We start from the raw sequence: 12,253 nt of genomic DNA on the forward strand, positions 1-12,253 counted from the left end.
TCGATGACTTGCTTTATTATTACCAGAAAGGATCTTCATGATAATGTTTTGGGCATTGGCTATAGTTCTTTTAGGGGCGCTCCTCTCCTACTTAAGCTGCCTATAACCTCGTTCAGAGAAAGCAGCATTAAACCGTCTATCCTTCCTTTCCGAATGAGTGGTATGCTGTTAGATATAGCCCTCATGTTTATGAAAAACATGAAAAGCTGCCGCACCTATTGAAACGATGGGCAGCTTTCATCAGCAATTTTTTTATCAATTGGAGGCATAAGGATGGACCAGCGTTTTTTACTGAAAAAAATCGAGCGGATTGTGGCAAGCTATACGAACGACACGATGATCCCCATCACAGAACAAGAACAAGAAGGATTGATCACTACCATCTTGACACAGGTCCAAGCCGAGACAAATGAAGAACTAGAAGAGACGATTCATGATGTGTGCTATAGCTATTTTTTTAGTGAACAGGACAGAGTTTAGAGACTAAGATGTCCTGCAACTTTCATTAAAATTTGTATAAAGATAAAGAGGCTGTGACGTAACGAACATGTATGATTAAACATGCGAACAATGCACAACCTTAGCGGAGGAAATATACGTAGACTCCTGCGGGATCAAAGGCAAAGGTGAGACCCCACAGTGCGAAAAGCACGAGGAGGCTCACCAGCCGCCCGCGGAAAGCGAAGGATATTTCCGAAGCGATTGCGATGCAGCAACGATCATGACGTTCGGATGTATCTTCAATAAAAACTCGTTTGTCCCAGCCTCTTTATCAAAAAACAGTTTAATTCTCGTCATGATTATTTGTCTCTTTAACCTAAATTATACTTCCATAGCCAAGCAGCGGCCCCTATAGAAAAAGATAAAAACTCGTTAGATCATCCCTAAATAGCAGAACAGATATAATGAAAGCAAAAAAGAAGTAGAAAAGTAAATTTACAAATTTACTTGCATTTAATTTCATTGTCATTTTGTCCGCTATCCATCCACACAGCACACTGTATAGTAAAACAAAGGGAAAAACATACAATAAGACTGCAAAAATAAGATACCAACTTTGCTCAAAAGTAAAAGACAATAAAACAGTTATTAGTATAACTAAAATGAATGGTGTGATGAATCCTGAGCAACCTTTTTTTAATATTCATTTAACCGGTCCTTAGTTCGGCGTGATGATTTCATAGAAATCTTACTTTTGACGAAATTGCTTTCCTGCCAGCTTCTCAAGAAGGCGAGGTGCAACCTGATAAATCGTCGCGCCAATGTTCATCCACCACGGAAGATTAAGCTCGCGCCTTGGCTTCTCTAGAAGCCGAATGATTTTTTCCGAAACATCCTCAACATCGAGCATGTACCGTTCAATGTTTTTAACATAGGAACCACTTTGGTCAGCTTGCTCAAAAAAGGGGGTCCGTATGGGTCCAGGGTTGATGGCACTCACATGAATCCCCTTTTCTTCAAGCTCCATACGTAAGCTGTTTGTAAAACCAAGCACCGCATGCTTGGTAGCTGCGTAGACACTTGATTTTGGGGTTGAAAGCTTCCCTGCCTGTGAGGCAATATTTACAATATGACCTTTCCCCTGGCTTACCATTGTCGGGAGCACGCTGTGCGTCACTGCCATTATCCCAAGGACATTTACATCAAACATCATTTTATTATTAGTCATGTCACTTTCTGAAAAAAGCTCAAATGTTGCGTAACCAGCATTGTTCACTAATACATCTACTCCACCGACATCATCTATTGCCTGGTTAATGATTTTTGGAATCTGATTATGATCTGACACATCGAGGGGATATACATGAGCCACCCCCCCGTTTCGTTCGATTGCTTCTTTTGCAGAATCAAGCTTTTCTTTTGAACGAGCGAAAAGCACTGAAGTGGCGCCACGTCTTGAGACATCGAAGGCCAATTGACGACCAAGTCCACTTGAGGCACCTGTAATAAAAATGATTTTATTTTGAAGCATTGTTTTACTCCTTTGACAATCAATCTTTTTTAATCATAACGAAGAATGAACGGTGTTGAAAGGATTAGTTTTTATTCACCTCTTGAAATTGTCAGATTATATCTTGACGACCTTTTAAATACGTCTTATAATGAGTTCAACTAAAAAAACGAATGCTTTGATAGGGATTAGTAAGTAGACATTTATGTGAACAGAAAGTGGCACCCACCGGCTGAAAGGTCCACCACCGCTAAATCTGCTGAACCTGCCCTTGAGCAGTCAGGTAAAGCCTGAACGTCCTTCCACGTTACGGGGTTAAAGTGGGCATTTTGCCAACAAAGGTGGTACCGCGGAATCAATCCTCCGTCCTTTTTTTGGACGCGAGGTTTTTTTATTTTCCAGCATTAGCTAGACATCATTTTTACTTGCAAAAAGAGGGGATACGCATGGGAAAACGACGGATCGTAGTAAAAATTGGAAGCAGCTCCCTAACCGACAAAAACGGCTCCTTAAGCAAATCAAAACTACAAGAGCATGTGGAGGCGATCGCTTTGCTCAAGGGTCTTGGGCATGAGGTCATCCTCATTTCCTCAGGGGCGGTTGCTGCCGGATTCAACGTTCTCGGCTATCCCGTCCGTCCGACGACGATGGCTGGAAAGCAAGCAGCAGCAGCGGTCGGTCAGGGGCTTCTTATGCAGCATTATACCGAAGCGTTGAAGGCTCACAGCATCGTGACAGCTCAGCTTCTGTTAACACGGCAGGATTTTCAAAACCGCACCCAATATTCAAACGCCTATGCGTCACTTTCAGAATTGCTGAAGCGTGGAGCATTGCCAATCATTAACGAAAATGACTCCACCTCGATTGAAGAGCTAACCTTTGGCGACAATGATATGCTTTCAGCTCTCGTCAGCGGCTTAGTCCACGCAGATTTGCTTTGTATTTTGACGGACGTGAATGGGTTATATGACTCAAATCCAATGAAAAACCCAGATGCGAAAAAATATCATTACCTCCCTCACCTTTCCAATGAGCTGATTGAGCAGGCGGGAGCAACTGGCTCAAGCGTGGGCACAGGAGGCATGAAGTCAAAGGTGCTTGCTGCAAAAACCGCCCTTTCCCTTGGGGTTCAAGTGTTTATCGGCAAGGGAAAAGGTCCTTCAAAGCTAATAGATATTTTAGAAGGTAAAGGCGATGGCACTTACATCGGAGATGCTTCTGAGCTTCCTGTTGGCAACAAAAAACAATGGATTAGTCTCCATTCACAAGTATCTGGAACCATTCAAATTGACAGTGGTGCGGAAAAAGCACTGATTTTAAAGGGAAAAAGCTTGTTACCAGCAGGGGTTATCCATGTAGAGGGACATTTTGAGCCTGGAGATGTGGTGACAGTAGTCAACCGAGACAACCGCATTCTTGGAAAAGGGCAAATTTCTGTATCAGCAGAGCAATTAAGAAAAATACAAGGCCGTTCTAGTGAGGAAGCAAAACAAGTTACCTCCTTACGCCGGTCTGAGGTCATTCACCGTGATAACTGGGTAAGCTACTCAAAGGAGACGATGAAACAATGAGTGAATTAATTCAAAAAGCACAACAGGCACAGCAAGCGAGTAAAACATTAGTAATTCTGTCAACAGAATCAAAAAACGAAGCACTGAAAAAAATGGCGGAGCAACTCATTCAAGAGCAAGCCTACATTCTTGAGGAAAACGAAAAAGACTTGGACAAAGGTCGCCAGCAAGGGATTAGCGATGCTCTTTTAGACCGTCTCTCCTTAACGGAGGAACGGATCAAAGCAATGGCCGAAGGATTACTACAAGTGGCTGAGCTTCAAGATCCTGTCGGTGAATCGCTTGACTTATTTGAACGGCCAAACGGCATCAAAATTGAAAAAATTCGCGTGCCACTCGGTGTCATCGGCATGATTTATGAGGCGCGGCCAAACGTTACGGTCGATGCATCAGGCTTATGCTTGAAAGCTGGAAATGCCGTTCTGTTACGTGGAAGCTCATCGGCGATTCATTCGAACAAAGCGATTGTTACTGTTGTTCAGCGAGCTCTAGAACAAACAGACATTCCAGCCGATGCAGTTCAATTGCTTGAAGATACGAGCCGAGAAACGGCACAAGAAATGTTTAAATTAAACGAGTACCTTGATGTGTTGATTCCACGAGGAGGAGCGAATTTAATTCAATCGGTCGTGAAAAATGCATCCGTTCCTGTGCTTGAAACCGGTGAAGGTAATTGCCATATTTACATTGATGAAACGGCACAAACAGACATGGCCATTTCGATTGCCGTGAATGCAAAAACACAGCGCCCATCTGTTTGTAACGCTGCAGAGACGATTCTTGTTCACCAAAAATGGGCAGATCAGCATTTAGCTTCACTTCTAGATGCATTAAAACAAAAAGATGTGAGTATTTTTGGAGATGACAAGGTCATTTCTGTCGATTCCACTGCACAGAAAGCAACGGAATCCGACTGGGCAAATGAATACCTCTCCTTATCTGTTGCCGTTAAAATCGTCGCAGATGTAGAAGAAGCGATCGCTCATATTGAAACCTACGGCACGAAGCATTCAGAAGCGATTATTAGTGAAACCGATGAACACGTCGTTACGTTTTTAAATCGAGTTGATGCGGCAGCCGTTTATCATAATGCCTCCACTCGCTTTACAGATGGCTTTGAATTTGGATTTGGTGCAGAAATCGGGATTAGCACCCAAAAGCTACATGCTCGAGGTCCAATGGGGCTTTCTGCACTCACATCAACGAAATATGTCATCCGAGGCACTGGACAAATTAGAGAATAGGGTGTGATCAGCATGCTACAAAACAAAACGATCACCTTTTTAGGTGCAGGCTCAATGGCAGAATCGATCATTGCAGGCCTTGTTGCGCAACAAATTGTCGTTCCTCATCAAATTATTGCAACAAATCAATCTGATGAAGAAAAGCTAGCGTATTTAGAAAACCGCTATCAAATTAGAACGCTTCAAGATCGCGAGCAGGCTGTAAAGGAAGGAGACATTGTCGTCCTTGCCATGAAACCGAAAAACGTCAAGGAGGCCATTGAAGATGTCAAGCATGTGACGTCAAAGGATCAGCTTTTTGTTTCCGTTCTTGCTGGAATTCCGACAACGTATATTGAAGACCTACTCGGTCACAATGCGCCAGTTATTCGAACAATGCCAAATACTTCGGCGAAAGTAGGCGCTTCCGCAACAGGGATTAGTGCAGGAAAGACAGCCAACTCCACTCATATGGTTCTTGTCACGCATCTATTTGAGGCGATTGGAACCGTCACAACGGTTACAGAAGATAAGCTCGATGCGGTGACTGGGATTGCTGGGAGCGGGCCAGCCTATTTTTACTATTTAGTAGAGGCAATGGAACGGGCTGCGGCGGATGCAGGTCTTTCAGAGAATGAAGCCAAAGTGCTCCTTGCCCAAACGCTGATTGGTGTTGGAAAACGACTCCTTTCTACGACCAAATCAACAGCTGAGCTCTACAAAGAAGTGATGAGCCCAGGAGGGACAACAGAAGCAGGCATTGGTGTCCTTCAGGAACGCGAGACACAGGCAGCGATGCAGGAGGCCGTAACAAGAGCCATTGCAAGGTCAACCGAGCTAGGTAGTGTTTTTACAGAATTAAACAAATAGGTGAAAAGACGAGCAGTGAAGGATGTTGCTCGTCTTTGCATTCTTAATTTTCCCCTTGTCTTTTTGAATGGCGCTGTCTTTCCATAAGCCATTTTCCTGCCTCTAATCCAGATAAAATCGCTCCTTCCACCTTTCCTTCCTTGAATGCATCCCCGGCAAAGGCGATCGGTCCAGGGTCCATCGCAGCCAAAAAGCGATCCGGATACAAGGATGAAGGTTTTGCATAGCGCCACTTTTTCAGCTGCGCACTTTTAATCGCTGCGTTTCCAATTAAAGGCCTTATTTTGTGGATGAATATTTTAAGAAGTTCCTCTTCGTCGTCATTATAGTGGCTCAAACTCCATGCGCCTGAAGCTTGGACCGTCACAATTGGAGAAGCTGAAATTCCTTTTTTCTGATTATCACCAATAAAAGCGATAATCCCGTCTCCTTGAATTCCTCCATTGTCAGGTACGCCACTCGGACCTTCTAGTACAAGCAGTGCACAGAGGCAAGGTTCATATAAAAGAGCTTCAAGCTCTTCCTTCACATCTGATTCTAGATCTTCACGGAGCAATAAAGCTAATGATTGGGGAACGGGTGCAGTTGAAAGAACCGCATCTGCTGAAAAATTCAGCTTCTTATGGCTCATGAATTCCGTTGCTTCGATCGCCCACTGCTTGTTGCGAAAGCGAAGCTCGTTCACTTTCACCTCTGTTTTTACAGAAAGTCCATTTGCTAGCTTCTTTGTAAGCGCATTCATTCCGTCGTTTGCCTTGTAGCGAGGATAGCCGTCAACGGATGCTCTCACTAGAGAACCTCCTTCACCGCTTAGTTGATGAAAGCCGTTCGTCCAAACTTGAATCCATCCTTTTTCTTCCCATTCGGAGCAATAGTTCTTCATTGTCTCAGAGCGAGCTGTAAAAAATTGTGCCCCGTGATCGGCACGCCCTTCACCAATCCTTCTTGTCGCCATTCGTCCCCCGACACTTTTTCCTTTATCTAAAACGAGATAACGAAGCCCCGCTTCTGCTACCGTACGGGCAGCCATTAGTCCAGATAATCCTGCGCCAATAATGATGACATCATAGTGTTCCGTCAAAGAAATCTCCCCTTATATGAAAATTCTGATATCTCTATTTTATCAAAATAGTCGTTTGAACAAAAATATTACTTATTTTTAGGCGTCCGACAATTTTTTACTGCTTTTTAATCTGGCAGACAAAATATTGCACCGCTTAAATACCCTTACTTTTCTGCGCATTAAACAAAAGGCCATGACATACGTATCGTTAAAGCTTTTAACCATCAAAGTTCGCTGTGTGAATGCTCCCTTTGAGGACTGATAAATCACTTCAAGCGGTCGATTTTCTAAGATGCTACGATTTAATAGCCCTTCCATGCCTCATCCACCTTTCTAAAGCTCATTATATACGAACACACACCCTAAAACAAGAACATTAGTTCGTTTCTGCATGAGCATCCTTCTCTTTATTGTTGGCTTAAAATCTAGTAAAATAAGCAAGGGCGTGTGTGGAACGTAGATGAGGAGTGATTGAACTAGCATGGTCTCAAAACAGGAACTTCAACCAAACGCTAATTCCTCGTTTAGAAAAGTAGTTGAGAAAGTCGTTGACCACCGAGCGTTTACCGTAACGGTCATTGTACTTATTTTATTTAACGCGGTGATCGTTGGACTTGAGACTTATCCTTCTCTTTATAACGAGCATAAGGGGTTATTCTTTACAATTGACTTCATATTACTATGGACTTTTACGATTGAAATTGCCATGAGGCTAATTGCTTCTAATCCGACGAAACGATTTTTTAAAAATCCTTGGAACTGGTTTGATCTACTTATTGTCTCAGCTGGTCACATCTTTGCAGGTGCCCAGTTTATCACGGTTTTACGTATATTACGTGTCCTTCGCGTGCTGCGAGCGATTTCTGTTATACCTTCCTTGCGACGTCTTGTCGATGCATTGTTAATGACGATTCCAGCCTTAGGGAATATTTTAATCTTGATGAGCATGGTCTTTTATATTTTCGCTGTTATTGGCACAATGCTGTTTTCGTCAGTGGCTCCAGAGTTTTTCGGTACTCTTCAGCAAACCTTGTTAACGTTGTTTCAATTAGTTACATTGGACTCTTGGGCAAGTGGTGTCATGAGACCGATATCTGCTGAAATGACAGGAGCATGGATTTATTTTGTCAGCTTTATTCTTGTTGGAACCTTTATTATTTTTAACCTATTTATCGGGGTAATCGTTAATAACGTGGAAAAAGCCAATGAATTAGAGTTAAAGGGAGAAATCGAGGAGGAGAAAGAACAGCTTCAGGCAGAGCTGTCTCAGCTACGCGGTGAAGTATCTGAAATGAAGCAAATGCTTGCTGAAATGAATAAAAAATTAAAGTAAAACATACTAAGATTAGTAGTACAGACCCCGGCCAGGGTTTGTGCTACTATTTTTTATAGTAGAAGTGAAGTAAGGCCGACCAGCCTCTGGGACCATTTAAGAGTCCGCATTTAAAACCGGCCAACTTCACACCCTTATTTGAATCAGTTTAGTATGTTGGGTCCTAAGAGATCGAGTAAAAGAAAGTGGAATCGATAAGGCAATGTGAAGGCTTCTATGATTGGCAAGAGAAGGAGAAGTGAATATGAAACATGTACTGGCATTCGATGTTAGTATGGGGAAAAGTACGATGGTGATCTATAATCATCATAAGCAATGCGAACATGAAGGTGAACTTACCCACACTAAATCATCGTTTAAAGCTTTGAATGAAAAAATTTATGAATTGACTACACTGGATGGACAAGCACCTGAAATCGTATTTGAAGCAACAGGTGTATATTCAAGACCATTAGAGTACTTTTTTCAAACAGAAGGTCACACTTATCATAGAGTGAGCCCATTGGAAGCGACTATACAAACGTCTTCTATGCGCCGTAATAAGACGGATAAAAGTGATGCTCATGAGCTAGCTAAATCTCACTTTCGAACAGAACGTACCACGACTTACCAAGAAGAAATTTATTATAAACAAATGCGTGCACTCACACGTTATTATAATGAATTAGATAGTGAAGTAATCAATCTATTTAGTCGTATGCACGCAATTTTACAACTTAGTTTCCCTGAGCTTGAACATCTATTTTCTAAGCGTTCGGCACTCTTTTTAAATGTCGTTCAACTATTTCCCCACCCAGATGAAGTATTAAATAGTTCTAAAACGGTCATACGAAACCGAATCAAGGCGAATACAAAAAAGAATATATCCCTTACGTGCGCTGAAGAGAAAGGCATCGAATTACTTCACGCAGCGAGAGATTCTTACCCAGCGATATCAAGAGAAGATGTCCGCTGTGACCAAGTTCGAGATTATGCCAAACGTATTGCAGATTTAAAAGAGAAAAAAGAAAAACTTATAAAAGAGATGGTTACTCTATCAGAGGAACATATCGAGTATAAGGTATTACTTTCATTTCCAGGGATTGGTGAAGCAACAGCTGTAAGATTAATTGGAGAATTCGGGGATCTACGACGTTTTAAAAACCCTAAACAATTAAATGCATACGTTGGGATTGATATCATGCGGTATCAATCAGGTAAGACATTTTATAAGGATAAAATTAATAAGCGAGGGAATAACAAGCTACGAAAAATCTTATTCTATATGATTCAAACGATGATTAGACTTCGCACCAAGACGAACAACCATATTGTAGAGTATTACGACAAATTAAAAACGCAACCTCAAGGAAAGCCCCATAAAGTTGCGTCAATAGCGTGTGTGAATAAATTTTTGAAAGTGGTATTTCATCTCATCACACACAACATTACCTATGATTACGAAGCAGTTTAACCTGTTCGTAAATTAGTTACGTATACTATATCACACTTGACCTTTCGAAAAAACACACATCGTTAGGTCTATTTGCCTTACGCAATTTAATTTGGAGTGAGAGAAGCCCCCTTCCCCCTCTAAATTAAATCTTCTAACCCATATAAATGTGATGAAAAACACTTGACTAGAGGTAAGAAAAGAGGCTGGGACAAAAGAGTTTTTATTGAAGAGGAATCCGAACGTCATGATCGTTGATGCATAGCATTCACTTCGGAACTATCCTTCGCTTTCCGCAGGAGTCTACGTATATTCCTCCGCTAAGGTTGTGCATTGTTCGCATTTTTCTATCATACACGTTCGTTATGTCCCAGCCTCAATCATTTTAAAAGGGCTTATCCTTACAATGAAGCCTCTTTTTATGAACCTAAATGAGGCTTTACTCCGTTATAAAAAGTCATATTCCATAAACGATCACTGGACGGTTCCGTCAGCTGCACCGAAAAATTCTTCATAAAGTTCACGAATCGCTACATCTGTATCTTCTTCATGGATTCCGAAAACAAGACTGACCTCTGATGAGCCTTGGTTAATCATCTCGATGTTCACATTCGCACGGGCAAGAGCTGCTGTTGCTCTAGCTGATATACCGACCGTGTTATGCATCCCTTCACCAACAATCATGACCATGGCAAAATCTTTTTCAATAAACACATCATCTACACAAAGCTCTTCCTTAATTCTTGTAAGGATGCGATGCTCTATTTCATCTGTAAGCTGATTTTGACGAAGGATGACGGATGTATCGTCAATTCCTGATGGGATATGTTCATAGGAAAGCCCTTCATCTTCAAGAATTTGTAACAATCGGCGACCAAAACCGACTTCACGGTTCATTAAATATTTACGCACGTAAATCGTACAAAAGCCTTTGTCTGCAGCAATTCCGATCACAGGATTCATGAAATATTCCCGTTCAGCAATAATCATCGTCCCTCTCGCTTCTGGGTTGTTTGTATTTTTAATACAAACAGGGATCGATTGGCGGAATGCTGGAATCAGTGCTTCATCATGGAAAACGGAGAAGCCTGCATATGAAAGCTCCCGCATTTCCCGGTAAGTCATTCTGCGAATCTTAACTGGATTTGAAACGACCATTGGATTAGCAGCGAACACTGAATCAACATCTGTAAAATTTTCATAAAGCTCTGCTTGAACGCCAGCTGCCAAAATGGAACCGGTAATATCTGAGCCACCACGTGGAAACGTGACGAGGTTCCCCTCTTTGGAAAAACCAAAAAATCCTGGAAAGACAATGATTTCTTTACGATTTCTCAGTTCACGTAGGTTATCATATGCTTCAGGTAACACTTGCGCATTTCCTGGTTCATCACTGACAAGCAAGCCAGCCTCTTTCGGACTCACATAAACAGCTTGTAGCCCTCTGCTCTGAAAATAGTTCGCAATCAGCTTTGCATTGTTGTCCTCACCACTTGCTTTGATTAAATCCATAAATTTCCCTGGGTGACTTGTATCAAAGGAAAGGCGTGCTCTTAAATCCGTTTCAATGACTTGAACGATTTCTTCACCAAGCTCTAAGCCTTGGGCGATTTCTGCATAGCGAGAGATCACAGCCTGTAACGCCTTTTCAGCATGGCCATCTCGTAAGTGTGTTTCACCTAAATGAATTAATAAATCTGTTACCTTCGTATCTTCCTTATCTCGCTTTCCTGGAGCTGATACAACGACTACCTTTCGCTGTTCATCAGCTACGACAATTTCTGCGACCTTTCGAATTTGTTCAGCGCTAGCTACAGAGGTTCCTCCAAATTTTGCTACCTTCATCTTTCTCTCCATCTCCTATCTCATACTCTCTCTATGTTATACCATGCTTCTTGAGATTTTTGAACATTCTAAATCTACCATACCTACATTATCCATGCAAAACGCTTCTCTTCTCTTTATCTTACGTGTAATAGGCTCTCGCGTCCTTAGAGTACATCAAGGGGATAAAACGCCCTATTCGGGTTAAATCATCTTAATGCCTCGAAAATGCAAATAGAATGGCTTGGTCATGTATGGAGATCACTGCGTTGATTTTCATATGGAGAACATTCAAGAGATCTTATCTCTCATTACTTGTTACGCCTCTTACATTTCTTCTTCGTCAACTTTTAAATACATCAAATAACTACGATCATAATTACTCAGTACCTCTTCCATTTCCCTTCCCTACCATCGGAGGCTAGAAATGCTCGCTCGACACGATCCTCACTGTCATCATTTGAAACGATGTAGGCACATCTGTTTTTTCGCCAATTTCAAGGTAAGAATATGAGCGAAAAGGCTTCATTCGTTCCTAAACTTGAACAGAAGCTCCGTCGCTATTTTATAGAAAAAGACCCTTTTCGATGAACCGAAAAGAGTCCTCTCGTATTACCAATCCCATTTTTCCTCGCCAACTCCAAAGAGGGAAAGAATGAGCGGCTGTGATTCACCTTGAAGGGAATCTGTTGTACAAGCAGATTCTGGCTCATAGCCAGTAGCAAGCGCTCCCTCCAATGTTAATTCCTCTAAGTTATTTGTTAACTCTGCATCATCATAGCAAGGCGGTGATACGTACACATTTTTTGTATGATCCACAATCATTCGCGTGTCAGATGGTGCAGTGGCTGTTGTTTGGATTACTAGCCCTGCAATGATAAGCAGACCTACAAGGCCCACCATTCCCCATTTTAAACCATTCATCTGTTCATCCCAACTTTCTGTTTTCCTTCTCTCCTAGTTTAGTTAAACAGGTTCAAAGAATC

At 41.9% G+C, this 12,253-nt stretch carries 12 protein-coding genes and 1 other annotated feature; of the genes, 6 read left to right on the top strand and 6 right to left on the bottom strand.

Translation table 11 applies throughout. From position 1 onward, the window contains the following. The first annotated feature begins 273 nt into the window (after positions 1-273). The gene (locus BLT_RS0112980; protein ID WP_017728210.1) at positions 274-480 is read left to right on the top strand and encodes a YqzH family protein; all 207 of its coding nucleotides are present in this window, start codon (positions 274-276) and stop codon (positions 478-480) included. 180 nt (positions 481-660) lie between these two features. Here the strand turns inward: BLT_RS0112980 and BLT_RS24065 are convergent, their stop codons facing one another. Together BLT_RS24065 and BLT_RS0112990 are read right to left on the bottom strand one after the other, a co-directional pair. After that, positions 661-798 carry a hypothetical protein gene (locus tag BLT_RS24065; protein WP_017728211.1) on the bottom strand — a complete coding sequence of 46 codons (138 nt, stop codon included), beginning with the start codon at positions 796-798 and terminating at the stop codon, positions 661-663. 391 nt (positions 799-1,189) lie between these two features. Further along, positions 1,190-1,972: an SDR family NAD(P)-dependent oxidoreductase gene (locus BLT_RS0112990; RefSeq protein ID WP_017728212.1), complete on the bottom strand. Its 783-nt coding sequence runs from the start codon at positions 1,970-1,972 to the stop codon at positions 1,190-1,192. Positions 1,973-2,120: 148 nt separating this feature from the next. Next, positions 2,121-2,325, top strand: a binding site (T-box leader). 72 nt (positions 2,326-2,397) lie between these two features. Between BLT_RS0112990 and proB the strand changes: the two genes are divergently transcribed. The 3 genes from proB to proC are packed head-to-tail and all read left to right on the top strand — an operon-like array spanning position 2,398 to position 5,615. Next, on the top strand, positions 2,398-3,522 hold the full coding sequence (proB, locus tag BLT_RS0112995; protein WP_017728213.1) for a glutamate 5-kinase: 1,125 nt from the start codon (positions 2,398-2,400) through the stop codon (positions 3,520-3,522). After that, complete coding sequence (locus tag BLT_RS0113000; RefSeq protein ID WP_017728214.1) at positions 3,519-4,766, top strand: glutamate-5-semialdehyde dehydrogenase; 1,248 nt, start codon at positions 3,519-3,521, stop codon at positions 4,764-4,766. The genes proB and BLT_RS0113000 overlap by 4 nt, the downstream gene beginning before the upstream one ends. A gap of 12 nt (positions 4,767-4,778) precedes the next feature. Next, entirely contained in the window at positions 4,779-5,615 is an 837-nt protein-coding gene (gene proC / locus BLT_RS0113005; RefSeq protein WP_017728215.1) for a pyrroline-5-carboxylate reductase, read from the top strand. 43 nt (positions 5,616-5,658) lie between these two features. On the opposite strand, the gene BLT_RS0113010 is transcribed toward proC, so the two are convergent. Together BLT_RS0113010 and BLT_RS0113015 are read right to left on the bottom strand one after the other, a co-directional pair. Continuing rightward, positions 5,659-6,696: an NAD(P)/FAD-dependent oxidoreductase gene (locus BLT_RS0113010; protein WP_017728216.1), complete on the bottom strand. Its 1,038-nt coding sequence runs from the start codon at positions 6,694-6,696 to the stop codon at positions 5,659-5,661. A 78-nt stretch (positions 6,697-6,774) separates the two neighbouring features. Beyond that, on the bottom strand, positions 6,775-6,996 hold the full coding sequence (locus BLT_RS0113015) for a WYL domain-containing protein (protein WP_017728217.1): 222 nt from the start codon (positions 6,994-6,996) through the stop codon (positions 6,775-6,777). A 163-nt stretch (positions 6,997-7,159) separates the two neighbouring features. On the opposite strand from BLT_RS0113015, the gene BLT_RS0113020 reads away from it, so the two are divergent. Together BLT_RS0113020 and BLT_RS0113025 are read left to right on the top strand one after the other, a co-directional pair. Continuing rightward, positions 7,160-8,011, top strand: coding sequence for an ion transporter (locus tag BLT_RS0113020; protein ID WP_017728218.1), 852 nt, complete (start codon positions 7,160-7,162; stop codon positions 8,009-8,011). Between the two features lie 244 nt (positions 8,012-8,255). Further along, positions 8,256-9,464, top strand: a complete 1,209-nt coding sequence (locus BLT_RS0113025; RefSeq protein ID WP_017728219.1) for an IS110 family transposase — start codon at positions 8,256-8,258, stop codon at positions 9,462-9,464. Positions 9,465-9,917: 453 nt separating this feature from the next. On the opposite strand, the gene BLT_RS0113030 is transcribed toward BLT_RS0113025, so the two are convergent. Together BLT_RS0113030 and BLT_RS0113035 are read right to left on the bottom strand one after the other, a co-directional pair. Further along, the gene (locus BLT_RS0113030; RefSeq protein ID WP_017728220.1) at positions 9,918-11,288 is read right to left on the bottom strand and encodes an aspartate kinase; all 1,371 of its coding nucleotides are present in this window, start codon (positions 11,286-11,288) and stop codon (positions 9,918-9,920) included. 591 nt (positions 11,289-11,879) lie between these two features. After that, positions 11,880-12,191: a hypothetical protein gene (locus BLT_RS0113035; RefSeq protein ID WP_017728221.1), complete on the bottom strand. Its 312-nt coding sequence runs from the start codon at positions 12,189-12,191 to the stop codon at positions 11,880-11,882. Between the last annotated feature and the right edge of the window lie 62 nt (positions 12,192-12,253).

The organism is Halalkalibacterium ligniniphilum (genome assembly GCF_000334155.1).
Classification (GTDB): Bacteria; Bacillota; Bacilli; order Bacillales; family Bacillaceae_D; genus Halalkalibacterium; species Halalkalibacterium ligniniphilum.

What these genes read in the sequence shown, in the direction of transcription:
- BLT_RS0112980 (WP_017728210.1), top strand. Translation starts at nt 274, where the DNA reads ATGGACCAGCGTTTTTTACTGAAAAAAATCGAGCGGATTGTGGCAAGC.
- BLT_RS0113035 (WP_017728221.1), bottom strand. Translation starts at nt 12,191, where the DNA reads ATGAATGGTTTAAAATGGGGAATGGTGGGCCTTGTAGGTCTGCTTATC.
- BLT_RS0113020 (WP_017728218.1), top strand. Translation starts at nt 7,160, where the DNA reads ATGGTCTCAAAACAGGAACTTCAACCAAACGCTAATTCCTCGTTTAGA.
- BLT_RS0113015 (WP_017728217.1), bottom strand. Translation starts at nt 6,996, where the DNA reads ATGGAAGGGCTATTAAATCGTAGCATCTTAGAAAATCGACCGCTTGAA.
- proC (WP_017728215.1), top strand. Translation starts at nt 4,779, where the DNA reads ATGCTACAAAACAAAACGATCACCTTTTTAGGTGCAGGCTCAATGGCA.
- BLT_RS0113000 (WP_017728214.1), top strand. Translation starts at nt 3,519, where the DNA reads ATGAGTGAATTAATTCAAAAAGCACAACAGGCACAGCAAGCGAGTAAA.
- BLT_RS0113030 (WP_017728220.1), bottom strand. Translation starts at nt 11,288, where the DNA reads ATGAAGGTAGCAAAATTTGGAGGAACCTCTGTAGCTAGCGCTGAACAA.
- proB (WP_017728213.1), top strand. Translation starts at nt 2,398, where the DNA reads ATGGGAAAACGACGGATCGTAGTAAAAATTGGAAGCAGCTCCCTAACC.
- BLT_RS0113025 (WP_017728219.1), top strand. Translation starts at nt 8,256, where the DNA reads ATGAAACATGTACTGGCATTCGATGTTAGTATGGGGAAAAGTACGATG.
- BLT_RS0112990 (WP_017728212.1), bottom strand. Translation starts at nt 1,972, where the DNA reads ATGCTTCAAAATAAAATCATTTTTATTACAGGTGCCTCAAGTGGACTT.
- BLT_RS24065 (WP_017728211.1), bottom strand. Translation starts at nt 798, where the DNA reads ATGACGAGAATTAAACTGTTTTTTGATAAAGAGGCTGGGACAAACGAG.